The sequence below is a fragment of the Pseudomonas sp. genome, from assembly GCF_033723075.1.
Classification (GTDB): Bacteria; Pseudomonadota; Gammaproteobacteria; order Pseudomonadales; family Pseudomonadaceae; genus Aquipseudomonas.
The window spans coordinates 272,186-294,455 of record NZ_JAWVXU010000005.1; the positions used below are offsets into that span (position 1 = coordinate 272,186).

Consider the following 22,270-nt stretch of genomic DNA (forward strand, 5'->3'; position numbering starts at 1 on the left):
CCACCGTGTGGGAACTGGTTAAAGCTGGCGGCTGGATAATGCTGCCGATCATGCTCTGCTCTATCGTTGCGGTCGGCATTATTGCTGAGCGTCTGTGGACGCTGCGGCCCAGCCGCATCACGCCGCCACACCTGCTCGGTCAGGTGTGGCGCTGGATCAAGGATAAAAAGCTGAACAACCAGAAGCTCAAGGAGTTGCGTAACAACTCGCCCTTGGGGCAGATTCTGGCTGCCGGCCTGGCCAACTCCAAGCATGGTCGCGAGATCATGAAAGAGTGCATCGAAGAGGCGGCCGCGCGTGTTGTCCACGACCTGGAGCGCTATCTCAATGCCCTGGGCACCATCGCCGGTATTGCGCCGCTGCTCGGTTTGCTCGGCACCGTGCTGGGCATGATCGAGATCTTCAGCTCCTTCATGGGTTCGGGCATGGCCAATGCGGCGCTGCTCGCCGCGGGTATATCCAAGGCATTGATCACCACGGCGGCCGGCTTGATGGTGGCCATTCCAGCCTTGTTCTTTCACCGCTACCTGCAGCGTCGGGTCGATGAGCTGGTGGTCGGCATGGAGCAGGAAGCGATCAAGCTGGTGGAAGTGGTGCAGGGTGATCGTGACGTCGATTTTGCTGAGGGCAAGGCGTGAAATTCCGGCGCAAACCGCGGGAGAACGTCGAGATCAACCTGGCTTCGCTGATCGACGTGGTGTTCATCCTGCTCTTGTTTTTTGTGGTCACCACCACCTTCACCCGTGAGACCCAGCTCAAGGTCGATCTGCCCGAGGCCGCCAGTGGCACGCCGCCGGAGCAGACCGAGCTCAAGCAGTTGGAGGTGCTGATTGCAGTCGACGGCAGTTATTCGCTGAATGGCAAGCAACTGCTGAAAAGTAACCTGGATGGCTTGATGGCGGCGCTGCAAAAGGAATCGGAGGGTGATAACAGCCTGCCGCTGACCATCAGTGCCGATGGCAAGACCCCTCATCAGGCGGTGATCACGGCCATGGACGCCGCCGGCAAGTTGGGCTTTGCCCACCTGCGTATCACCACGGTCGAGGCGCAGGCCACGCCTTGAGGGTCGTTTCCCCATGAGTCTGTCTGACCGGCTGCTCGCGGCCTGGTATGCCGGGCATCCGGCGCTGACCCTGCTGCGGCCACTCGAGGGTCTCTACCGTGCGGTGGTAGAGCGCAAGCGTGCACGCTTCCTCGCGGGTGAGGGCGAGATATACCGCGCCCCGGTGCCGGTCGTGGTGGTGGGCAATATCACCGTCGGCGGCACTGGCAAGACCCCGCTGATCCTCTGGTTGATCGAACATTGCCGCCAGCGTGGCCTCAGGGTCGGCGTAGTCAGTCGTGGCTACGGCGCCAAGCCGCCGCAATTGCCTTGGCGGGTGCAGGCCGATCAAAGCCCCAGCGTTGCCGGCGACGAGCCGCTGCTGATCGTCCAGCGCAGTGCCGTGCCCTTGATGATCGATCCCGATCGCGGGCGTGCGGTGGCTGCCTTGCTGGCAGCGGAGCCGCTGGATCTGATCCTCAGTGACGATGGCCTGCAGCACTATCACCTGGCCCGTGACCTGGAGCTGGTGCTGATCGATGCGGCGCGCGGCCTGGGCAATGCACGTTGCCTGCCTGCCGGGCCGTTACGCGAGCCGGTCGAGCGCCTGCTGAGCGTCGATGCGCTGCTCTACAACGGTGCCAGCAGTGATCCGCAGGGTGGTTACGCCTTCGGCTTGCGTCCGCGCTCCCTGGTCAACCTGCGTAGTGGTGAGCAGTGTCCCCTGACGCATTTCTCACCGCAGCAGCAGCTGCATGCCGTCGCCGGCATCGGTAATCCTCAGCGTTTCTTCAATACGCTCGAAACGCTACACTGGCGGCCGATTGCGCATGCTTTTGCCGACCATGCGCAGTACAGCGCCGAGCTGCTGAAATTCAGCCCGGCGTTGCCTGTGGTCATGACGGAAAAGGATGCGGTCAAATGCCGGGCTTTTGCCGCCGATGACTGGTGGTACCTGGTGGTGGATGCCGAGCCCTCGGCGGCCTTCATTGCCTGGTTCGATGCGCAATTGACCGCTTTGCTGCCTCTCGCTCGCTAAGCCAGCGGCTATGGCAAGCGCCGTCCCATTCATTGCAGCCGCTCTACAGCAAGGATCTTCCATGGACCCGAAACTACTCGATATTTTGGCCTGCCCACTGTGCAAGGGCCCGCTCAAGCTCGCCGCCGACAAGTCCGAGCTGATCTGCAAGGCCGACGGTTTAGCCTTTCCGGTGCGCGACGGCATCCCGGTGATGCTGGAGAGCGAAGCCCGTACCCTCAACGTCGACGAACGTCTGGACAAGTAAATGAACAGCGCTTTTACCGTTGTGATCCCGGCGCGTTACGCCTCCAGCCGTCTGCCCGGCAAGCCGCTGCAGGACATCGCCGGCAAGCCGATGATCCAGCATGTCTGGGAGCAGGCGTGTAAAAGCAGTGCCCAGCAGGTGGTGGTGGCGACCGACGATGCACGCATCGTCGAGGCCTGTCACGGCTTTGGGGCTCAGGTGTTGTTGACCCGTGCCGACCATAACTCCGGCACCGATCGTCTGGCCGAAGTGGCCGCCGCGCTGGGGCTGACCACCGATGCCATCGTGGTCAACGTGCAGGGTGACGAGCCGCTGATTCCGCCGGCGATCATCGATCAGGTGGCGGCCAATCTTGCGGCCAACCCGCAGGCGGCGATCGCCACCCTGGCCGAGCCGATCGACGATGTGGCCGCGCTGTTCAATCCCAACGTGGTCAAGGTCGCAAGCGATCGCAATGGTCTGGCACTGACCTTCAGCCGTGCGCCCTTACCCTGGGCGCGTGACGCCTTTGCCGTCAGTCGCGAGCAGTTGCCGGCTAACGTGCCCTACCGTCGGCATATCGGCATCTATGCCTACCGCGCGCAGTTCCTTCACGATTTCGTCGCCTGGGGACCTTGCTGGCTGGAGGACACCGAGTGCCTGGAGCAGTTGCGCGCGCTCTGGCACGGCGTGCGCATCCACGTCGCCGATGCCCTGCAGCGTCCGCCGGCCGGGGTCGATACCCGGGAAGATCTCGAGCGCGTGCGCCGGCTGCTGGGGGCTTGATGCGCGTCCTGTTTGTCTGTCTGGGCAATATCTGCCGCTCGCCTACCGCCGAAGCGGTGCTGCGTCACAAGGTGCGTGAGCTGGGGCTGGAGGAGGGCGTCGAGGTCGATTCCGCCGGTACCGGCGATTGGCATGTGGGCAAGCCGCCGGACAGCCGCACTCGGCAGGCGGCGCAGTTGCGCGGTTATGACCTTTCCGCCTTGCGCGGACGTCAGGTCTGCGCCGGTGATTTCAGTCGTTTCGATCTGATTCTAGCCATGGATAACAGCAATCTGGAGCACCTGCGGCGCATGCGTCCTGGCAACGCTGCGGCCGAGCTGGATCTGTTTCTGCGCCGCTATGACCTGGCGCCGGATGAGGTGCCGGATCCCTATTACGGCGGCGAGGAAGGTTTCGAGCAGGTGCTGGATCTGCTCGAGCAGGCCTGCGATGGTTTGCTCCGCGAACTGCGGGGGCGACTATGAGCCTTAGTGTTCGGTCGCGGGTTTCGCTCAAGGCCTATAACAGCTTCGCCGTGGATGTTGCGGCGCGTGCATTTACCGAGGCGCATGACGACGATCAGGTGCGTGAGGCGTTGGTTTATGCACAACAGCAGCAGTTGCCCGTGCTGTTGCTCGGCGGTGGCAGCAATATGCTGCTGACCACCGATGTCGAGGCGCTGGTGCTGCGCATGGCCAGTCGCGGCATTCGCGTGCTGCAGGATGACGGCGAGCGGGTGCTGGTGGAGGCCGAAGCCGGCGAGCCTTGGCATCCCTTTGTGCTGTGGACTCTGCAGCAGGGGTTGGTCGGCCTGGAAAACCTCAGCCTGATCCCCGGTACGGTCGGCGCCGCACCGATGCAGAATATTGGCGCCTATGGTGTCGAGCTGAAAGACCTGTTCGACGGCTTGACCGCCCTGGATCGTCAGAGCGGCGAGCTGCGCGAATTTTCCCTGGCCGACTGTGGCTTCGCCTATCGTGACAGCCTGTTCAAGCGTGAGGCGGGGCGTTGGGTGATCCTGCGCGTACGCTTCGCTTTGAGCCGCACGGCCGCGCTGCATCTCGAGTACGGTCCGCTGCATCAGCGCCTGGCGGAGCAGGGCATGACGACGCCGACGGCTGTCGATGTCAGCCAGGCGATCTGTGCGATTCGCAGCGAGAAATTGCCGGATCCGGCGGTGCTGGGTAACGCCGGCAGCTTTTTCAAGAACCCTTTGGTTTCAGTTGAGCTGGCGCAGCGCCTGGGCGCCGAGCATGCCGGCCTGGTGGCTTATCCGCAGGCCGATGGTCGGGTCAAGCTGGCCGCTGGCTGGCTGATCGAGCGCGCTGGCTGGAAAGGCTTTCGTGAGGGTGATGCCGGGGTGCATCGGCTGCAGGCTCTGGTGCTGGTCAATTATGGTCAGGCCACCGGGCAGCAGTTGTTGGCGTTGGCGCAGCGTATCCAGGCGGATGTATTCCGGCGCTTTGCGGTTGACCTGGAAATCGAGCCTAACGTGCTTTAAGCCGTATTCGGCGCTACGAGATGGCTATGCTCGCAGGCCATGATCCCGTTGGGGCTAGCCGCGTAGCGTGGGTAGAAGCATAAAAAAGGGGATGCCGAAGCATCCCCTTTTTTATTGCGCTGAATAGTCTCAGGCGTGCGGCTTGTCCGCGTGCTCATCCTGATGCTTTTCAGTTTCAGTTTCAGTTTCAGTTTCAGCGTCGGCATCTACTGCGTTTGCTGGTGTGCGCTCCGGCTCGCCGGTCTCAGCCGCTGGTGCTTCGTTGCTTGCTTCGCTTGCCTCGTCGCTGGCTGCGGTTTCAGTCGCAGGTTCAGTTGGGCTGGTCTCTTCTACCGCTTCGGCTGGCTGGGCGGCTGCGGCCTCGGCTGCTTCGCGCGCCAGGCGCTCGGCTTCGCGTTGACGGCGACGCACTTCGCGTGGATCGTTCGGCGCACGACCTGCGGCGCTCGGTACGTTGCTTGCAGTCTCTGTGGTCTCTGTGGTCTGTGCGACCTCTTCCGTCACTGTGATTGCGGGCTCAGTCGGTTCGCTGGCAACGATTTCGACCGCCACTTCGGCTGGCTCTTCGCTTGGCGCGGGAGTGACAGCTTCTGTGCTGATCTCGGGGACTGCTTCAACGGCCTGCGGTGTGCTGGCTTCGACAGTCGCTACAGTCGCTTCTTCAGCCGCTTCAGTAGTGCCTGCTTCGCTGGGTTGTTCGGCCACTGGCAGCTCTGGCTGTGCAACAGACTGAGCCGGCGTTTCCTCGGTTGGTTGCTCGGTCACGGTGGGCTCGGCGCTGACCAGCTCGGCGCTCACTTCAGCGGCAACGGTTGCGGCTACTGCCAGTGGGGCAGAGGCTTCAGCCTGGTTTGCGCTGCTTTCTTCAGTGCCTTCGATCACATTGCCGCTGGCGTCGCTTTGCCGCTCACGGCGATTACTGCGACGACGCTGGCCACGCGAGCGGCGGCGTGGGCGCTCACCCTCTACGCTTTCCGGCTCATCGTCTTGCTGTGGCTGTTCGTTGCTCAGTGCTTCGTCATCAATGACTGCAGCCGTTTCGGGGCGTGGTTGGCGCTCTTCACGGGGCGCGCGCGGTTGGCGCGGTTCGCGTTGCGGGCGCTCGGCACGTACTTCTGCGGTGCTGCTGTCGCTGTCGCTTTCGCTGCTGTTGTCGGCGCTTTGCGGTGCATCCAGCGGCTCGCGCAGTTGACGGGCTGGGCGCTCTTCACGTGGCTTGCGCTCGCGGCGGTTCTCCTGGCCTTCGCGTGGTGGGCGCGACTGGCGGACTTCCTGTGGCTCGCGAACCTCAACGGCTTCACGCGGTTGGCGTTCTTCACGCGGTTGCGCCTCTTCGCGTGCTACGCGCGGCTGACGCTCTTCACGAGGTGCCCGTTCTTCGCGCGGGGCGCGCTCTTCACGGGGTTTGCGTTCTTCGTCGCGACGACCGCCGCGGCTGCGGTTCTGCTGACGACCACCGCGGCGTTCATCGCTGCGTTGCGGGCGTTCGCTGGCTTTTTTCTCGACTACAGCAGGTTTTGCTTCTTCTTCCTTGCTGGCGAACAGGCTGACCAGCGACTTGACCAGGCCCTTGAACAGGCTGGGTTGGCTGGCGGCTACTACCGGTTCGCTGATCTCGGTCACTGGCGCCGGCGTTGGCGCGGTGCGCTGGGGGGCGGTCTTGATCGCCGCCTCCTGGCGAACCAGGGTGCGGGTGGCCGCAACCGGTTGCACTTCTTCCACTTCGGCGGCAGCCATTTCATAGCTGGTCTGGGTGGATTGCGCTTCCGGGCTGTCGTCACGGATGCGCTGGACTTCGAAGTGTGGCGTTTCCAGGTGATCGTTCGGCAGGATGACGATGCGTGCACGGCTGCGCAGTTCGATCTTGGTGATCGAGTTGCGCTTTTCGTTGAGCAGGAAGGCGGCTACCGGGATCGGCACCTGGGCGCGAACCTCGGCGGTGCGATCTTTCAGGGCTTCTTCTTCGATCAGGCGCAGGATCGCCAGGGACAGCGATTCGACGTCGCGGATGATGCCTTGGCCGTTGCAGCGTGGGCAGACGATGCCGCTGCTTTCGCCGAGCGACGGACGCAGGCGCTGACGGGACATTTCCAGCAGGCCGAAGCGCGAGATGCGCCCAACCTGGACGCGGGCTCGGTCGGCTTCCAGGCTTTCGCGGACCTTTTCTTCCACGGCGCGCTGGTTCTTGGCTGGCGTCATGTCGATGAAGTCGATCACGATCAGGCCGCCGATGTCGCGCAGGCGAAGCTGGCGGGCGATCTCTTCTGCCGCTTCCAGGTTGGTCTGCAGCGCGGTTTCTTCGATGTCGCTGCCTTTGGTTGCGCGCGCCGAGTTGATGTCGATGGACACCAGTGCTTCGGTCGGGTCGATCACGATAGCGCCGCCGGAGGGCAGTTTCACTTCGCGCTGAAAGGCGGTTTCGATCTGGCTTTCGATCTGGAAGCGGTTGAACAGCGGCACGCTGTCTTCATACAGCTTGATCTTGCTGGCGTACTGCGGCATCACCTGATTGATGAAGCTGAGTGCTTCCTGCTGCGCTTCGACACTGTCGACCAGTACTTCGCCGATGTCCTGACGTAGGTAGTCGCGGATCGCGCGGATGATCACGTTGCTTTCCTGGTAGATCAGGAAGGGCGCGGCGCGATCGAGTGAGGCTTCTTTAATGGCGCTCCACAGTTGCAGCAGGTAATCGAGGTCCCACTGCATTTCTTCGCTGGAGCGACCGAGGCCGGCAGTGCGCACGATCAGGCCCATGTCGCTTGGGGCGACCAGGCCATTGAGGGCTTCACGCAATTCGTTGCGCTCTTCGCCTTCGATGCGCCGCGAGATGCCGCCGGCGCGCGGGTTGTTCGGCATCAGTACCAGGTAACGACCGGCCAGACTGATGAAGGTGGTCAGGGCCGCGCCCTTGTTGCCACGTTCCTCTTTTTCGACCTGAACGATGACTTCCTGGCCTTCCTTGAGCACGTCCTTGATGTTGACGCGGCCCTCGGTCGCCTTGCTGAAGTACTCGCGGGAGATCTCCTTGAGGGGGAGAAAGCCGTGGCGCTCCGAGCCGAAGTCGACAAAAGCGGCCTCGAGGCTGGGTTCGACGCGAGTAATGCGGCCTTTATAGATGTTGGCCTTCTTCTGCTCGCGGGCGCCCGATTCTATGTCCAGGTCATACAGGCGTTGGCCGTCGACCAGAGCAACACGCAACTCTTCGGGTTGAGTTGCGTTAATCAGCATTCTTTTCATGTTGTACCGTCGGTTTCCGGTGCTGGCGGAAGCGGCGTTCGGCACACACGACTCTCAGGGTCGGTGTCAGGCGCGTCAGAAACGGGCGTAAATCGTTTCATTGTCAAGCGACAGTCAGCCAGTTGGGCTGGGTCGCGACGGACATCTCCTGCTCGCTGTTGTGACAGAAAGCATTAGTCAGGAGGAGGAATCAACTGTCGGTAGCGGACGAGATGAAGCGTCTTCGATAAAGCTAATTGCTACGCAGACCGACGGTTGTACATCTCCACCCTACACGTATCACTGAAAATCGGGTGCCGCTCGCATAACATCCGCAGCGGGTTGGCAGTTATCGCAAACGCCCAATGGGGGCGGCTGCGCATCATGGCTTAAGGCTTTATTTCCGAGTTATTCGCGGCCTTTGCGGCTTTCTATCGTCTGAGTAACCCGTCGGACGGCCTTACGTCCCAAATGAATTGCGTCGGTTGGGGATGGCAGTTTTGGCGATCATCCGCAAACCGGACCGCTTTTGGCGGCGTTCGCGACTATAGCAGTTATGATTAAGTGCTTCAATTCCATAAAAAATTGTTATGATTGCGCGATGACAACTCCTACTTCTACAACCTCCGGCGTTCAGCTGCTCGAGGTTGCGCCGGAACTCGCCGGCCAGCGCATCGATAACTTTCTCCGCACTCAGTTAAAGGGTGTGCCCAAGACATTGATTTACCGCATTTTGCGTAAAGGCGAGGTGCGGGTGAACAAGGGCCGCATCAAGCCGGAGTACAAGCTGCAGGCGGGCGATATCATTCGTGTTCCGCCGCTACGTCTGGCTGAGCGCGATGAGCCGGCCCCCTTGGCGCAGGGGTTGCTCGAGCGCCTCGAGGCGGCCATCGTTTATGAAGACAAGGCCCTGATAGTGCTGAACAAGCCGGCCGGCATCGCTGTGCACGGTGGTAGCGGCCTCAACTACGGGGTGATAGAGGCTTTCCGTCAGCTGCGGCCAGATGCCAAGGAGCTGGAGCTGGTTCATCGTCTCGATCGCGATACTTCCGGGCTGCTGATGATCGCCAAGAAGCGCAGCATGCTGCGCCATCTGCATGAGGCTTTGCGCGGTGACGGCGTTGACAAGCGCTATATGGCGTTGGTCCGTGGACATTGGGCGACCGCCAAGAAACGGGTCAATGCGCCTTTGCAGAAGAGCAATCTGCGTTCTGGTGAGCGCATGGTCGAGGTCGACGATGAGGGCAAGGAGGCGCTGACGCTGTTTCGCGTGCTGCGCCGTTTTGGTGAGTTTGCCACCCTGGTCGAGGCCAAGCCGGTAACCGGGCGCACCCATCAGATTCGCGTACACAGCCAGTATGCCGGGCACTGCATCGCCGGCGACAGCAAGTATGGCGATGACGACTTCAGTCGCGAGATCCGCGAGCTGGGCGGCAAGCGTCTGTTCCTGCATGCCTATGCGCTGGTCGTGCCGCTGCCCGATGGTGGCGAACTGCGCTTGGAGGCGCCGGTCGATGCGGCCTGGGCGCGCACGCTGGAGCGTCTGAGTGCCTGATTATGAGCTGTTGATCTTCGATTGGGATGGCACGCTGGTCGATTCCATTGGTCGTATCGTCGAGTCGATGCATTGGGCGGCGGATTCTTGTGAGCTGGCGCGGTGTAGCGATGCGCAGGTCAAGGGGATTATCGGGCTTGGTTTGCCGGAGGCGATCGCCAGCCTGCATCCCGAACTGGTCGAGACTGCACGGGTCGAGCGCTTCCGTCACTGCTATAGCGAGCGCTATCTGGCGCTGGAGGCTCAGCCATCGGCGTTGTTCCCGGGGGTGGCTGAGGCGCTGGAGATGTTCCGTGCGCAGGGCTATCGTTTGGCTGTGGCCACGGGCAAGAGTCGCCATGGCTTGCAGCGTGTGCTGGAGGGGCGTGGCTGGCTGGACTACTTCGATGTCACTCGCTGTGCCGACGAGACGGCGAGCAAGCCGAGTCCGCTGATGCTGGAGGAAATCCTCGAACATTGTGGCGTGCCTGCTGGGCGGGCCTTGATGGTGGGTGACTCATCGTTCGATTTGCAGATGGCTCGGCACGCCGGGATGAGCTCCGTGGCGGTCGGCTATGGGGCTCAGCCCTTGGCGGTGTTGCGTGAGCATGGTCCGGCGCTGGCGATAGAGAATTTCATGGAATTGCATGCCTGGCTCGATCGGCGTGCAGGTGGGCAACCAATTGAGGTGGGTGAACATGTCGGATGAATGGAAAGCATCGGCTGCCGGCGAAGGTGATGAGAAAAGCTGGAAGTTGCTGGAAAAAACCCTGCTGGCTGGCGTCCAGGAGCAGCGTCGGGCGCGACGTTGGGGGATTTTCTTCAAGTCGCTGACATTTATATATCTGTTTGCTGCGCTGGCGCTATTTGCGCCGCTGCTCGATTTGAAGGAGAGCGTCAAGAGCGGTGCGAGCCATACCGCATTGATCGAGGTGCGCGGGATGATCGCCGATAAGGAGATAGCCAGTGCCGATAACATAGTCGGCAGCCTGCGCGCCGCGTTCGAGGACGCTAACACCAAGGGTGTGATCCTGCGGATCAACAGCCCGGGTGGCAGTCCGGTGCAGTCGGGTTATATCTATGACGAGATTCGTCGCCTGCGCGCCGAGTATCCGGCGATCAAGCTGTACGCGGTGATTACCGACCTTGGGGCCTCTGGAGCCTATTACATTGCCAGTGCCGCGGATCAGATCTATGCCGACAAGGCCAGTCTGGTCGGGTCGATTGGCGTGACGGCGGCTGGTTTCGGCTTTGTCGGGGTGATGGAAAAGCTGGGGGTCGATCGTCGGGTGTATACCGCGGGCGAGCATAAGGCGTTTCTCGACCCGTTCCAGCCGCCGAAAGAAGATGAGGCGCGTTTTTGGCAGGGCGTGTTGGAAACTACCCATCAGCAGTTTATCGAGAGCGTCAAGCAGGGGCGTGGTGATCGGCTGAAGTCGGCAGAGCATCCTGAATTGTTCTCGGGGCTGGTATGGTCGGGTGAGCAAGCGCTGCAGTTGGGCTTGATCGATGCCCTGGGCAATACCAGTTATGTTGCGCGTGAAGTGATCGGCGAGAAAGAGTTGGTCGACTTCACAGTCAAGGAGTCGCCGTTCGACCGCTTCGCCAAGCGCCTGGGGGCCAGCGTCGCCGAGGATCTGGCCATGTGGATGGGATTTCAGGGGCCAAGCCTGCGCTAGCTGATCTCGTGTTGCATGCAGGCCCGGTCATTGATCGGGCTTGTTGCTTTATGGGATATCGATGCCGGCCGCATGGAGCATGTCCACCAGGCGGATCAGGGGGAGGCCGATCAGGCTGGTAGCGTCAGTGCCTTCGGTGCTGCGAAACAGGCTGACGCCCAGTCCCTCTGCCTTGAAGCTGCCGGCGCAGTCGTAGGGCTGCTCGGCCTCCAGGTAGCGGGTGATTTGCGCATCGCTCAGCTGGCGAAAGTGCACGGTGAAGGGGATGCAGTCGATCTGGCAACGGTCGCTTTGGCTGTCGAGCAGGGCCAGGCCGGTGAGGAAGGTGATGCTGTTGCCGCTGGCGGCGAGCAGTTGTGCGTGGGCGCGTTCGTGTGTGTGAGGCTTGCCGAGAATCTGATTGCCCAGTACGGCGACCTGATCCGAGCCGATGATCAGGTGTTGCGGGTGCTGGGGGCTGAGCGCGCGGGCTTTTTCTTCTGCCAGGCGACGTACCAGTGTGCTGGCGTCTTCTTCGGGTCGAGGGGCTTCATCGATCGCGGGCGCCCCCCAAATAAAGGGCAGGCGCAGGCGGGTCAATAGTTCTCTGCGATAGGGTGAGCTGGATGCGAGCACCAGGGGCAGCATATTTGTGTATCTCCTTTTATATGGGCCGGCAATATTAGTCGGCACTCTTCGTGCTGGACAGGCCGAATATCCTTTGACAGGGGCAGGGTGCATCCATAGAATGCGGCGCCTATGTTAAATGCACCGATTCCACCTCATGTTGATCCGCGCAAATTGGCTGATCGTGGTACCACGCTTGAAGGCGAGGTATCGCTAGCTGATCTGGCGCGACTCTGCGAGCCACTTGCCGATAACCAAGGCATGGTGCGTGCGAAGTTTTTCTTCGAGCGTGATGAGCGTAATGCTGTGGTTTTCCATAGTGAGCTCGAGGTTGAGGTCAAAATGGTTTGCCAGCGTTGTCTTGAACTGGTTGCCCTGCCGATCCATAGCAGCTGTGATTACGCTGTGGTGAAAGAAGGTGCAAATACCCAGTCCGTGCCGAAGGGCTATGACGCGCTGGAGTTGGGTGAAGATCCATTGGATCTGCTGGCGCTGGTTGAGGAAGAGCTGTTGCTCGCCTTGCCCATTGTCCCGGTTCATGACCCTAAAGATTGCCAGCAGCCGGTCGGCCTCGAAGAGCCCGAGTCGAGCGAGGACGAGGTAACGCGGTCCAACCCGTTCAGTGTATTGGCGCAGTTAAAGCGTGACCCAAACGTTTAGGAGTTAATCAGTTATGGCTGTTCAGCAGAACAAAAAATCCCGTTCCGCCCGTGACATGCGTCGTTCGCACGATGCACTCGATGCCAGCACGCTGTCCGTCGAGAAAAGCACCGGCGAAATCCATCTGCGCCACCACGTATCGCCGGAAGGTGTTTACCGTGGTCGCAAAGTGATCGACAAGGGCGCTGACGAGTAATCCTTGTCCGTTCCGATCATCGCGATTGATGCAATGGGTGGGGACTTCGGTCCCCACAGCATTGTTCAGGCCAGCATTGCCTGCTTGGCCGAGTACCCTTCGTTGCACCTGGTCCTAGTCGGCCAAGCCCCTCTTATCGAAGATTTGATTGCCAGCAGTCCTGGTGTCGATCGCGCACGCCTGCATGTCGAGCATGCTGGCGAAGTGGTCACCATGGACGAGCGTCCAGCGCAAGCGTTGCGTGGCAAGGCGGATTCGTCAATGCGTGTGGCACTGGAATTGCTTCGTGATGGGCGTGTTCAGGCATGCGTCAGTGCAGGCAATACCGGGGCCTTGATGGCGTTGTCGCGTTATGTGCTGAAAACATTGCCGGGGATAGATCGTCCGGCCATGGTGGCGGCTGTGCCAACCCAGGCTGGCTGCTGCCATTTGCTCGACCTGGGGGCTAATGTCGACTGCAGTGCCGAGCAGCTCTATCAGTTCGCCGTGATGGGTGCGGTGGCTGCCGAGGCGCTGGGGGTGGTGCGGCCGCGTGTGGCGTTGCTCAATGTTGGCACCGAAGAGGTCAAGGGTAATCAGCAGGTCAAGCTTGCTGCGAATCTTTTGCAGCAAGCCCCTGGCTTGAATTACATCGGTTTTGTCGAGGGCGACGGGCTCTATCGTGGCGATGCCGATGTGGTGGTGTGCGATGGTTTTGTTGGCAATATCTTGCTCAAGTCCAGCGAAGGCCTGGCGGCGATGATCGCGGCGCGTATCGAGCTGTTGTTCAGGCGCAACCTGGTTTCGCGGTTGGCAGGCCTGGTGGCGATGCCGGTGTTGCGTCGCTTGCGCACCGAGCTGGCGCCCGCGCAACACAATGGTGCGAGCTTGCTCGGTCTGCAGGGCATTGTGGTGAAGAGTCATGGCTCGGCGGGTACGGAGGGTTTCAAGAGCGCCATTCGTCGCGCGCTGAGGGAAATTGAGGACAATTTGCCGCAGCGCCTGCATGGTCGTCTCGAGGATAGGTTGCTCTGAGCCGGTTTTGATGGGGTTTGCGGGCTTGCCTGCGGGGCGCTTGCGCTTGCGCGGCCTGCTAATGTGACCACGGCAGGTGGCCTGTCATCCAACTGTCAGTTTGTTGCGCTTGACTCTGCCAGGCGCGAATTTTTCGACGATAAGACCATAAGGGGCTCGTTTACATGTCTGCATCCCTCGCATTCGTCTTTCCTGGGCAAGGCTCGCAGTCGCTGGCGATGCTGGCCGGGCATGGCTCACAGCAAGTCGTTATCGATACGTTTGCCGAAGCTTGCGAAGTGCTCGGCTGCGACCTCTGGGCCTTGATCCAGCAGGGTCCGGAAGAACAACTCAATCAAACCGACAAAACCCAGCCGGCGATCCTTGCTGCGTCGACCGCTTTGTGGCGCCTGTGGTTGGCCGAGGAGGGCGCGCGTCCGGCCTTTGTCGCCGGCCATAGCCTGGGCGAGTACTCCGCACTGGTAGCGGCGGGCAGTCTGACATTCGCCGAGGCGGTGAAGCTGGTGGAGCTGCGTGGCCAGTTGATGCAGCAGGCTGTGCCTGCTGGTCAGGGTGGCATGGCGGCTATCCTCGGGCTGGACGATGCCGACGTGCTGGCGGCCTGCGCCGAGGCGGCGCAGGGTGAGGTGGTGAGTGCGGTGAATTTCAATGCGCCGGGCCAGGTGGTGATCGCGGGTTCGGCGGCTGCCGTGACGCGTGCGGTCGAAGCGTGCAAGGCGCGTGGCGCCAAGCGTGCCATGCCGTTGCCGGTCAGCGTGCCGTCGCATTGCGCACTGATGCGCCCGGCTGCCGAACGCTTCGCTGAGGCGATTGCGGCCGTTACCTGGCAGGCGCCGCAGATCCCGTTGGTGCAGAACGTCAGTGCGAGCGTGGTTGCCGATCTCGCTACGCTCAAGGCTGATCTGCTGGCGCAGTTGTACAGTCCGGTGCGCTGGGTCGAGTCGATCGTCTGCATGGCTGAGCAGGGCGTGAGCGATCTGGTCGAGTGCGGTCCGGGCCGTGTCCTGTCGGGACTGAACAAGCGCTGTGTCAAAGGAATCAATACGTATAATCTGGACACCCCAGACGCCTTCGCCGCCGCGCGCGCGGCCTTGGCCTGAATTAGGAGAGGTTGTTATGAGCCTGCAAGGTAAAGTTGCATTGGTCACTGGCGCGAGTCGCGGCATTGGTCAAGCCATTGCTCTGGAATTGGGGCGGCAGGGTGCCATTGTGATCGGCACGGCGACTTCGCCGTCTGGTGCCGAGCGCATCGCCGAATACCTGAAAGAACATGGCGTCGAAGGGGCTGGCCTGGTGCTGGATGTCAGCAGCGACGAATCGGTCGCTACGACTCTTCAGCACATTCAGCAGCACCTTGGTCAGCCGTTGATCCTGGTCAACAACGCCGGCATCACGCGCGACAACCTGATGTTGCGCATGAAAGATGACGAGTGGTTCGATGTCATCAATACCAACCTGAACAGCCTCTATCGCCTGTCCAAGGGCGTGCTGCGCGGGATGACCAAGGCGCGCTTCGGGCGCATCATCAATATCGGTTCGGTTGTCGGCGCCATGGGCAATGCCGGACAAGTGAACTATGCTGCGTCCAAGGCCGGGCTGGAAGGTTTCGGTCGAGCGCTGGCGCGTGAAGTAGGTTCGCGGTCGATCACCGTCAACGCGGTGGCACCTGGTTTTATCGATACCGATATGACCCGCGAACTGCCGGAAGCACAGCGTGACGCATTGCTGACACAGATTCCGCTGGGTCGTTTGGGGCAGGCCGAAGAGATCGCAAAAGTGGTCGCTTTCCTCGCTTCCGATGGCGCCGCCTACGTCACAGGGGCTACTATCCCGGTGAACGGCGGAATGTACATGAGCTGAATGTGACCCGGGCCTTCAGAAAACTGTCATAGGTGCTGTCTAAAATCCGTTATAAAGCTGCAACAGGGTTTAGGTGGATCGTTGAAGTGTTCTGGGGCAACCTCGCATTTTGCTTGAAATGCTGAAAACCCTTTATATACACTTGGCTGCAGACCAGCTGCCTGGATTTGTCCAATTAGGAGTGAAAACACGGTATGAGCACCATCGAAGAACGCGTCAAGAAAATCGTTGCCGAGCAACTTGGCGTCAAAGAAGACGAAGTAACCAACAGCGCTTCCTTCGTTGAAGACTTGGGTGCCGACTCCCTTGACACTGTTGAGCTGGTAATGGCTCTCGAAGAAGAATTCGAGACTGAGATCCCGGATGAGCAAGCCGAGAAGATCACCACCGTTCAGGAAGCTATCGATTACGTGACTACGCACGCGCAATAAGCTGATCGTCGGTTCCCGACCTGGAAAAGCCGCACAGCCCTCATCGGGCGTGCGGTTTTTCTTTGACGGGCGGTTGAAAGCGGCTATGCGCTTTGCAGGTAAAGTGTCGACGTGAGGTCTGACCGCGCTCGCGTAGTGCGTTTGCCCTGCGCACCAGCCTTTGCCTGTTGCTGCGCTGTGCGCTGTAGTGTCTTGCCTGTTCTTCGCTCGTTATCCGCTATCGGGGTAAGGGAGGGGATAGGCGTCGAATAACCGAAACAAGAGGAGATTGCTGTGTCGCGTAGACGCGTCGTGGTTACCGGTATGGGCATGCTGTCGCCGCTGGGTAACGATGTGACGAGCAGCTGGCAGGGCATTTTGGCCGGACGCAGTGGCATCGCCCCCATCGAGCACATGGATCTTTCCGCTTACACCACCCGTTTTGGTGGTTCGGTCAAAGGGTTCAATGTCGAGGAGTATTTGTCCGCCAAAGAGGCGCGCAAACTCGATCTATTTATTCAGTACGGTCTGGCCGCCAGCTTTCAGGCTGTGCGCGATTCCGGACTGGAAGTGACCGACGCCAATCGTGAGCGTATCGGTGTGGCACTGGGTTCGGGTATTGGCGGTCTGACCAATATCGAGAACAACTGCAAGTTGTTGCATGAGTTGGGTCCGCGGCGTATTTCGCCGTTTTTCGTGCCGGGTTCGATCATCAACATGATTTCCGGGTTCCTGTCGATCCATCTGGGGTTGCAGGGGCCGAATTATGCGATCGCCACGGCCTGTACCACGGGCACCCACTGCATCGGCATGGCCGCGCGCAACATTGCCTATGGCGAAGCCGATGTGATGGTCGCCGGTGGCGCCGAGATGGCTGCGTGTGGTTTGGGCATTGGTGGTTTTGCTGCGGCGCGGGCACTGTCCACGCGCAACGACGACCCGGCCAGCGCCAGTCGTCCATGGGATAAGGGCCGCGACGGCTTCGTGCTGTCGGATGGTGCCGGTGCACTGGTCCTGGAAGAGTTGGAGCACGCCAAGGCGCGTGGCGCGACCATCTATGCCGAATTGATCGGCTTTGGCATGAGTGGCGATGCCTACCACATGACGTCGCCGCCGGAGGATGGTGCCGGCGCCGCCCGCTGCATTGCCAATGCCATGCGCGACGCCGGGTTGAATGCCGATCAGGTGCAGTACATCAACGCCCACGGCACCTCGACTTTGGCGGGAGACAGGGCTGAGGTCGCGGCGGTCAAATCGGTGTTCGGCGACCATGCCTACCGGCTTGCCGTCAGCTCGACCAAGTCGATGACCGGCCACCTGCTGGGTGCGGCTGGCGCGGTTGAGGCAATTTTCAGCATCCTGGCGATTCGTGAGCAGGTGGCGCCGCCAACCATCAATCTGGACGAACCTGGCGAGGGCTGCGACCTCGACTTCGTCGCGCACCAGGCCAAAGCCATGCCGATCGATGTGGTGCTGTCCAATTCCTTCGGTTTTGGCGGTACCAACGGCTCGCTGGTGTTCCGCCGGTACGCCGGTTGATGCCGAGCTGGATCGACGGTCAGCCGATGGAGTGGCTCTCCGTCAAGGATCGTGGTCTGGCCTACGGCGATGGATTGTTCGAGACCGTCGCCGTCAGTGGCGGCAATCCTGCATTGCTGGAGCGGCACCTGGCGCGGCTCGGCGAAGGCTGTGCGCGCTTGCTGATCGATCTCGATCTGGAGCTGGTGCGTGCGGAGCTGTTGGCGTTCAGTCATGAGCTGGGCGATGGCGTGGCCAAGTTGATCGTGACCCGCGGCGACGGTTTGCGCGGTTACGCGCCGCCGCAGCCTGGGTTGCCTCGGCGGATTCTGCAGGGCAGCGCGAAACCCGCTTATCCGGCCGGCAACGCAGAGCTGGGTGTGCGCTTGTTTCCCTGTGCCACGCGACTGGCCGAGCAACCGCTGTTGGCCGGGATCAAGCATTTGAATCGGCTCGAACAGGTGCTTGCGCGTGCCGAATGGCAGGACGCCGAACATGCCGAAGGCTTGATGCTGGATGTCTCTGGACGGGTGATCGAGGGCGTCTACAGCAATCTGTTTCTGTTGAAGGATGGCGTCTTGCTTACGCCCGATCTTGCTCGTTGCGGCGTAGCCGGGGTGATGCGTGCCGAGCTGCTGGCGCAGGCGCAGGCCCAGGGGATCCGCTGCGATGTGCGCGATATCGGTGTCGATGCGTTACTGCAGGCCGACGAAGTCTTTCTCTGCAACAGCCTCTATGGCGTCTGGCCCGTCCGTGCCCTGCAACGGCATCGGTGGTCGGTTGGCCCGCTGACCCGTAAACTGCAGGTCATAGCCCGCGATCTACTGGACAGCTGATTAGTGATACGTAAATTGTTATTGCTGCTTGAAGGCGGCGTATTAGTGGCTGGCTTGCTGCTGGCCTTTGTCGCCTGGCAGCAGCACTCGGCGCTCGAGCAGCCGTTACAGCTGACCGAGGAGCTGATGCTTGAGGTGCCGGCAGGGGCCACGCCGGGTGGTGTGCTCAATCGTCTGCAGGCAGATGGTGTCTTGCAGGATGCCTTGTGGCTGAGGCTCTACTGGCGCTTCAATCTCAAGGGGCAACCTCTGCACAGTGGCGAGTATCGCCTCACACCGGAACTCAGTGTGCGCGATATGCTCGGGCTATGGCGGCGTGGCGAGGTGGTGCAGTACAGCCTGACGCTGGTGGAAGGTTGGAGTTTTCGTCAGGTTCGCGCGGCTCTGGAGCGCCAAAGCAAGCTGGATCTGACCTTGAGCGAACTGAGCGACGCCCAGTTGATGGCACGCCTGGGCTACCCGGGTGTCAATCCGGAAGGGCGCTTCTTCCCCGATACCTATCGTTTCGTACGCGGCATGAGCGACCTAGATCTGCTCAAGCAAGCCTACGTTCGTCTGGAGCAGGTCCTGGCCGAAGAGTGGCAAGGGCGCGCCGATGGCCTGCCCTATAAAGAGCCTTATGATGCCTTGATCATGGCCTCTATCATTGAAAAGGAAACCGGGGTGCCCGAGGAGCGTGGCGAGATTGCCGGTGTATTTATCCGGCGCCTGCGTATCGGCATGCGCCTGCAAACCGACCCGACGGTAATTTATGGCCTGGGTGAACGCTACAACGGCAAGTTGACACGCGCTCACCTGCGTGAGCCGACGGCCTATAACACGTATGTGATCGATGGCATGCCGCCGACGCCGATCGCCATGGTCGGGCGCGAGGCGATCAATGCCGCGCTGCATCCGGTGGCGGGCAAGAGCCTGTATTTCGTCGCCCGCGGCGATGGCAGCCATGTATTCTCCAATTCCCTTGAGGCGCACAACCGTGCAGTGCGCGAGTACCAGCTCAGTCGTCGCGAGGATTACCGTTCAAGTCCTGCCCCCGTGCAGTCGGACAATCAATAAAGGACAGCCTGTGAGCGGTTTGTTTATCACTCTGGAAGGCCCTGAAGGCGCTGGCAAAAGTACTAATCGCGAGTTCCTGGCCGAGCGCCTGCGGGCGCAAGGTATCGAGGTGCTGTTGACCCGCGAGCCAGGCGGTACGCCGCTGGCTGAGCGTATCCGCGAGCTGTTGCTGGCGCCGAGCGATGAGCCGATGGCGGCCGATACCGAGTTGCTACTGGTGTTCGCTGCCCGTGCCCAGCATCTGGCCCAGGTGATTCGGCCGGCACTGGCCCGTGGCTGTGTGGTGCTCTGCGACCGCTTTACCGATGCTACCTACGCCTACCAGGGTGGCGGTCGCGGTTTGTCGGAGACACGTATCGCCGTGCTGGAAAGCTTCGTGCAGGGCGATCTGCGTCCGGATTTGACCCTGGTGTTCGATTTGCCGGTAGAGGTCGGTCTGGCCCGTGCTGCGGCGCGCGGCCGACTGGATCGATTCGAGCAGGAGGGCCGGGTTTTTTTCGACGCGGTGCGCCAGACCTATCTGCGCCGTGCCAGTGAAGAGCCTCGTCGTTATCGGATTTTGAATGCCGCGCAGTCCCTGAGTCAGGTACAGCAGGATCTGGACGCCATGTTGGGGCAAATCGTGGAGCTGTGCCGTGGCTGATGGCTATCCCTGGCAAGCCACGCTCTGGCAGCAACTGGCCGGGCGCACGCAGCATGCCCATGCCTACCTGCTACATGGGCCGGCCGGCATCGGCAAGCGCGCACTCGCCGAACGTCTGATGGCCCGCTTGCTCTGTCAGCGGCCTGCGGGGTTGGATGCCTGTGGTCAGTGCAAGTCCTGCCATCTGCTGGCTGCCGGCACCCATCCGGACAACTACATTCTGCAGCCGGAAGAAGTCGACAAGGCGATCAAGGTCGACCAGGTACGTGAGCTGGTCAACTTCGTGGTGCAGACCGCTCAACTCGCCGGGCGCAAGGTGGTGCTGGTCGAGCCGGCCGAAGCGATGAACCTGAACGCTGCCAACGCCCTGCTGAAAAGCCTGGAAGAGCCTTCCGGCGATACGGTCTTGCTGTTGATCAGTCACCAGCCCAGTCGCTTGCTGCCGACGGTGAGGAGTCGCTGTGTGCAGCAGGCCTGCCCAGTGCCGAGCCAGGCGATGAGCCAGGCCTGGTTGGCCCAGGCGCTGCCGGAGTGTGCCGATGATGAGCGTGCCGAGCTGCTCTGTCTGGCGGCAGGCTCGCCATTGGTTGCCGCACGCATGCACGCCCAGGGCGTGCGTCAGCAGCGTGCCCTGGTGGTCGAAGGGGTCAAGAAGCTGCTCAAGCGGCAGGTTGCGCCGAGCCAACTGGCAGAAAGCTGGAACCCGGTATCCTTGCAGCTGTTGTTCGACTGGTTCTGCGACTGGGCGCAGTTGATCCTGTGTTATCAGCTGACCCGTGACGAGGCCGGGCTGGGGCAAACCGATATGCGCAAGGTTGTACAGTACCTAGCGGAGAAAACGCCTCAGCCGAAGGTCTTGCAGATGCAGGATTGGTTGCTGGCACAGCGGCAGAAAGTCATGGGTAAAGCCAACCTCAACCGTGTCTTGCTTCTCGAAGCCTTGCTGGTGCAGTGGGCAAGCTTGCCTGGACCGGGCTAGAATCGGCCATCACGTAATGAAAACCAGGAACGCCGCATGAGCTTGCCACCTAATTTGGGCCCGCGTAACGGAATCCTGTCTCTGACCATCAAAGACAAATCCGTGCTCTATGCCGCTTATATGCCCTTTATCAAGAATGGCGGGCTGTTTATCCCGACCAACAAGAGCTACAAGCTTGGCGATGAAGTGTTCATGCTGCTCAACTTGATGGACGAGCCGGAGAAGATCCCGGTCGCCGGCAAGGTGGTGTGGATCACCCCCAAGGGCGCGCAAGGCAACCGTGCAGCGGGTGTCGGTGTGCAGTTCAATGACGGCGACAACACCGCGCGCAACAAGATCGAGACCTATCTGGCGGGTGCGCTGAAATCGGATCGGCCGACCCATACGATGTAATAGCCGTAAGCGACAAGCCATAAGCTGCAAGCTAGAAGCGACAGGCGCTGAGTTTGTGGCTTGGCGCTTGAAACTCGCGGTTTGACGCTAGAGGCTTCCATGCTTATCGATTCCCACTGTCACCTCGATCGTCTCGATCTGGCCGCCCACGGCGGCTCCCTCGATGCTGCGCTGGATGCGGCGCGGGCGCGCGGCGTTGGGCATTTTCTCTGTATCGGGGTCAGCGCCGACAATGCGGCGGCGGTCAAAGGCCTGGCCGAGCGCTATGCCGATGTCGATTGCTCGGTCGGGGTTCATCCGCTGGATCTCGAGCCCGGCGCCGCGCCAGCCCTGGACTGGTTGCTGGCCGAGCTGAACCATCCGCAGGTGGTGGCCATCGGTGAAACCGGGCTGGATTATCACTACGAGCCGCAAGCGGCAGAACTGCAGCAGCAGGCCTTTCGCCTGCACCTGCAGGCCGCCCGGGTCACCGGCAAGCCGGTGATCGTGCACACCCGTGAGGCGCGGGCCGATACCCTGGCCTTGCTGCGCGAGGCCGCCTTGCCGCAGGCCGGGGTATTGCACTGCTTCACCGAAGACTGGGCGATGGCCAAGGCGGCGCTGGATCTCGGCTTCTATATTTCCCTGTCCGGCATCGTCACCTTCCGCAATGCCGAGGCGCTGCGCGAAGTCGCCCGCCAGGTGCCGGCCGATCGTTTGCTGGTGGAAACCGACTCGCCCTACCTGGCGCCGGTGCCGCACCGCGGAAAACCTAACCTGCCGGAATATGTACGCGACGTGGCCGAGTATCTGGCGCAGTTGCGGGGCGTGAGTTTCGAGCAGTTGGCCGATCAGACCGGCGCCAACTTCAAGCGTCTGTTCCCGCTGGCGCGGGTTGCCTGACAGCTGCGCATGATCATTGTGTGGGAGCTGTCGCTGCGCTATTGGCTCGACGCCGTCGACGGGTAGCGGCCGGGCGCACCAAGCATTCGCAGCCGATGGTGCACAGGATCCACCCGGTTGATAAAACCGGCGCAAAAAAAACCCGGGTTCTGGGGGGGAATCCGGGTTAAGACCATTAGGAGTAAATCAAGGCACGCGGTCCACGGTACCTTGCC

General features: G+C 61.3%; 25 protein-coding genes. 23 read left to right on the top strand and 2 right to left on the bottom strand.

Annotated elements, in window-relative coordinates; all coding sequences use genetic code 11:
• Positions 1–5 precede the first annotated feature (5 nt).
• From R3355_RS08680 to murB, 7 genes are all read left to right on the top strand, one after another.
• A complete protein-coding gene (locus R3355_RS08680) occupies positions 6–638 on the top strand; it encodes a MotA/TolQ/ExbB proton channel family protein (protein ID WP_318949214.1) in 633 nt (210 codons plus the stop codon).
• The gene (locus R3355_RS08685; RefSeq protein ID WP_318949213.1) at positions 635–1,063 is read left to right on the top strand and encodes a biopolymer transporter ExbD; all 429 of its coding nucleotides are present in this window, start codon (positions 635–637) and stop codon (positions 1,061–1,063) included. The genes R3355_RS08680 and R3355_RS08685 overlap by 4 nt, the downstream gene beginning before the upstream one ends.
• Positions 1,064–1,076: 13 nt before the next feature.
• Positions 1,077–2,081 (top strand): tetraacyldisaccharide 4'-kinase, encoded by a 1,005-nt coding sequence (lpxK, locus tag R3355_RS08690; RefSeq protein ID WP_318960858.1) that lies wholly within the window; start codon positions 1,077–1,079, stop codon positions 2,079–2,081.
• Positions 2,082–2,142: 61 nt separating this feature from the next.
• Positions 2,143–2,328, top strand: coding sequence for a Trm112 family protein (locus R3355_RS08695; protein ID WP_079201660.1), 186 nt, complete (start codon positions 2,143–2,145; stop codon positions 2,326–2,328).
• Entirely contained in the window at positions 2,329–3,093 is a 765-nt protein-coding gene (gene kdsB, locus R3355_RS08700; RefSeq protein ID WP_318960859.1) for a 3-deoxy-manno-octulosonate cytidylyltransferase, read from the top strand.
• Complete coding sequence (locus tag R3355_RS08705) at positions 3,093–3,557, top strand: low molecular weight protein-tyrosine-phosphatase (protein WP_318960860.1); 465 nt, start codon at positions 3,093–3,095, stop codon at positions 3,555–3,557. The genes kdsB and R3355_RS08705 overlap by 1 nt, the downstream gene beginning before the upstream one ends.
• A complete protein-coding gene (gene murB / locus R3355_RS08710; RefSeq protein WP_318960861.1) occupies positions 3,554–4,573 on the top strand; it encodes a UDP-N-acetylmuramate dehydrogenase in 1,020 nt (339 codons plus the stop codon). Before R3355_RS08705 ends, murB begins: the two co-directional genes overlap by 4 nt.
• Positions 4,574–4,702: 129 nt before the next feature.
• Here the strand turns inward: murB and rne are convergent, their stop codons facing one another.
• Positions 4,703–7,810: a ribonuclease E gene (gene rne / locus R3355_RS08715; protein ID WP_318960862.1), complete on the bottom strand. Its 3,108-nt coding sequence runs from the start codon at positions 7,808–7,810 to the stop codon at positions 4,703–4,705.
• A gap of 580 nt (positions 7,811–8,390) precedes the next feature.
• Here rne and rluC point away from each other — a divergent pair.
• From rluC to R3355_RS08730, 3 genes are read left to right on the top strand one after another with little or no spacing between them, the layout of a single operon-like run.
• The gene (gene rluC / locus R3355_RS08720) at positions 8,391–9,344 is read left to right on the top strand and encodes a 23S rRNA pseudouridine(955/2504/2580) synthase RluC (protein WP_318960863.1); all 954 of its coding nucleotides are present in this window, start codon (positions 8,391–8,393) and stop codon (positions 9,342–9,344) included.
• Entirely contained in the window at positions 9,337–10,032 is a 696-nt protein-coding gene (locus tag R3355_RS08725) for an HAD-IA family hydrolase (protein ID WP_318946525.1), read from the top strand. Before rluC ends, R3355_RS08725 begins: the two co-directional genes overlap by 8 nt.
• Complete coding sequence (locus R3355_RS08730; RefSeq protein ID WP_318960864.1) at positions 10,022–11,002, top strand: S49 family peptidase; 981 nt, start codon at positions 10,022–10,024, stop codon at positions 11,000–11,002. Before R3355_RS08725 ends, R3355_RS08730 begins: the two co-directional genes overlap by 11 nt.
• Before the next feature lie 48 nt (positions 11,003–11,050).
• On the opposite strand, the gene R3355_RS08735 is transcribed toward R3355_RS08730, so the two are convergent.
• Positions 11,051–11,629 carry a nucleoside triphosphate pyrophosphatase gene (locus tag R3355_RS08735; protein WP_318960865.1) on the bottom strand — a complete coding sequence of 193 codons (579 nt, stop codon included), beginning with the start codon at positions 11,627–11,629 and terminating at the stop codon, positions 11,051–11,053.
• 111 nt (positions 11,630–11,740) lie between these two features.
• On the opposite strand from R3355_RS08735, the gene R3355_RS08740 reads away from it, so the two are divergent.
• The 13 genes from R3355_RS08740 (at position 11,741) to R3355_RS08800 (ending at position 22,055) form a co-directional block, all read left to right on the top strand.
• The gene (locus R3355_RS08740; RefSeq protein WP_318946523.1) at positions 11,741–12,268 is read left to right on the top strand and encodes a YceD family protein; all 528 of its coding nucleotides are present in this window, start codon (positions 11,741–11,743) and stop codon (positions 12,266–12,268) included.
• A gap of 13 nt (positions 12,269–12,281) precedes the next feature.
• Positions 12,282–12,464, top strand: coding sequence for a 50S ribosomal protein L32 (gene rpmF, locus R3355_RS08745; protein WP_079201670.1), 183 nt, complete (start codon positions 12,282–12,284; stop codon positions 12,462–12,464).
• 3 nt (positions 12,465–12,467) lie between these two features.
• Positions 12,468–13,478 (top strand): phosphate acyltransferase PlsX, encoded by a 1,011-nt coding sequence (gene plsX, locus R3355_RS08750; RefSeq protein WP_318960866.1) that lies wholly within the window; start codon positions 12,468–12,470, stop codon positions 13,476–13,478.
• Positions 13,479–13,642: 164 nt separating this feature from the next.
• Positions 13,643–14,578 carry an ACP S-malonyltransferase gene (gene fabD / locus R3355_RS08755; RefSeq protein ID WP_318960867.1) on the top strand — a complete coding sequence of 312 codons (936 nt, stop codon included), beginning with the start codon at positions 13,643–13,645 and terminating at the stop codon, positions 14,576–14,578.
• Positions 14,579–14,594: 16 nt separating this feature from the next.
• On the top strand, positions 14,595–15,338 hold the full coding sequence (fabG, locus tag R3355_RS08760; RefSeq protein ID WP_318946520.1) for a 3-oxoacyl-ACP reductase FabG: 744 nt from the start codon (positions 14,595–14,597) through the stop codon (positions 15,336–15,338).
• Positions 15,339–15,532: 194 nt separating this feature from the next.
• Positions 15,533–15,769 carry an acyl carrier protein gene (acpP, locus tag R3355_RS08765; protein ID WP_172151143.1) on the top strand — a complete coding sequence of 79 codons (237 nt, stop codon included), beginning with the start codon at positions 15,533–15,535 and terminating at the stop codon, positions 15,767–15,769.
• Between the two features lie 273 nt (positions 15,770–16,042).
• Positions 16,043–17,287: a beta-ketoacyl-ACP synthase II gene (gene fabF / locus R3355_RS08770; protein ID WP_318960868.1), complete on the top strand. Its 1,245-nt coding sequence runs from the start codon at positions 16,043–16,045 to the stop codon at positions 17,285–17,287.
• Positions 17,287–18,102 (top strand): aminodeoxychorismate lyase, encoded by an 816-nt coding sequence (gene pabC, locus R3355_RS08775; RefSeq protein WP_318946518.1) that lies wholly within the window; start codon positions 17,287–17,289, stop codon positions 18,100–18,102. Before fabF ends, pabC begins: the two co-directional genes overlap by 1 nt.
• A 3-nt stretch (positions 18,103–18,105) precedes the next feature.
• Positions 18,106–19,158: an endolytic transglycosylase MltG gene (mltG, locus tag R3355_RS08780; RefSeq protein ID WP_318960869.1), complete on the top strand. Its 1,053-nt coding sequence runs from the start codon at positions 18,106–18,108 to the stop codon at positions 19,156–19,158.
• Positions 19,159–19,168: 10 nt separating this feature from the next.
• Positions 19,169–19,801 carry a dTMP kinase gene (tmk, locus tag R3355_RS08785; RefSeq protein WP_318946516.1) on the top strand — a complete coding sequence of 211 codons (633 nt, stop codon included), beginning with the start codon at positions 19,169–19,171 and terminating at the stop codon, positions 19,799–19,801.
• Positions 19,794–20,780, top strand: coding sequence for a DNA polymerase III subunit delta' (locus R3355_RS08790; protein WP_318960870.1), 987 nt, complete (start codon positions 19,794–19,796; stop codon positions 20,778–20,780). Before tmk ends, R3355_RS08790 begins: the two co-directional genes overlap by 8 nt.
• 36 nt (positions 20,781–20,816) lie before the next feature.
• Positions 20,817–21,173: a PilZ domain-containing protein gene (locus R3355_RS08795; RefSeq protein ID WP_003245164.1), complete on the top strand. Its 357-nt coding sequence runs from the start codon at positions 20,817–20,819 to the stop codon at positions 21,171–21,173.
• 99 nt (positions 21,174–21,272) lie between these two features.
• Positions 21,273–22,055 (top strand): TatD family hydrolase, encoded by a 783-nt coding sequence (locus R3355_RS08800; RefSeq protein WP_318960871.1) that lies wholly within the window; start codon positions 21,273–21,275, stop codon positions 22,053–22,055.
• Positions 22,056–22,270 lie beyond the last annotated feature (215 nt).

Coding starts and splice junctions, on each gene's coding strand:
- R3355_RS08800 (WP_318960871.1), top strand. CDS start 21,273: ATGCTTATCGATTCCCACTGTCACCTCGATCGTCTCGATCTGGCCGCC.
- lpxK (WP_318960858.1), top strand. CDS start 1,077: ATGAGTCTGTCTGACCGGCTGCTCGCGGCCTGGTATGCCGGGCATCCG.
- kdsB (WP_318960859.1), top strand. CDS start 2,329: ATGAACAGCGCTTTTACCGTTGTGATCCCGGCGCGTTACGCCTCCAGC.
- murB (WP_318960861.1), top strand. CDS start 3,554: ATGAGCCTTAGTGTTCGGTCGCGGGTTTCGCTCAAGGCCTATAACAGC.
- R3355_RS08730 (WP_318960864.1), top strand. CDS start 10,022: ATGTCGGATGAATGGAAAGCATCGGCTGCCGGCGAAGGTGATGAGAAA.
- R3355_RS08795 (WP_003245164.1), top strand. CDS start 20,817: ATGAGCTTGCCACCTAATTTGGGCCCGCGTAACGGAATCCTGTCTCTG.
- R3355_RS08705 (WP_318960860.1), top strand. CDS start 3,093: ATGCGCGTCCTGTTTGTCTGTCTGGGCAATATCTGCCGCTCGCCTACC.
- fabG (WP_318946520.1), top strand. CDS start 14,595: ATGAGCCTGCAAGGTAAAGTTGCATTGGTCACTGGCGCGAGTCGCGGC.
- R3355_RS08695 (WP_079201660.1), top strand. CDS start 2,143: ATGGACCCGAAACTACTCGATATTTTGGCCTGCCCACTGTGCAAGGGC.
- rpmF (WP_079201670.1), top strand. CDS start 12,282: ATGGCTGTTCAGCAGAACAAAAAATCCCGTTCCGCCCGTGACATGCGT.
- rne (WP_318960862.1), bottom strand. CDS start 7,810: ATGAAAAGAATGCTGATTAACGCAACTCAACCCGAAGAGTTGCGTGTT.
- rluC (WP_318960863.1), top strand. CDS start 8,391: ATGACAACTCCTACTTCTACAACCTCCGGCGTTCAGCTGCTCGAGGTT.
- R3355_RS08740 (WP_318946523.1), top strand. CDS start 11,741: ATGTTAAATGCACCGATTCCACCTCATGTTGATCCGCGCAAATTGGCT.
- pabC (WP_318946518.1), top strand. CDS start 17,287: ATGCCGAGCTGGATCGACGGTCAGCCGATGGAGTGGCTCTCCGTCAAG.
- fabD (WP_318960867.1), top strand. CDS start 13,643: ATGTCTGCATCCCTCGCATTCGTCTTTCCTGGGCAAGGCTCGCAGTCG.
- acpP (WP_172151143.1), top strand. CDS start 15,533: ATGAGCACCATCGAAGAACGCGTCAAGAAAATCGTTGCCGAGCAACTT.
- R3355_RS08735 (WP_318960865.1), bottom strand. CDS start 11,629: ATGCTGCCCCTGGTGCTCGCATCCAGCTCACCCTATCGCAGAGAACTA.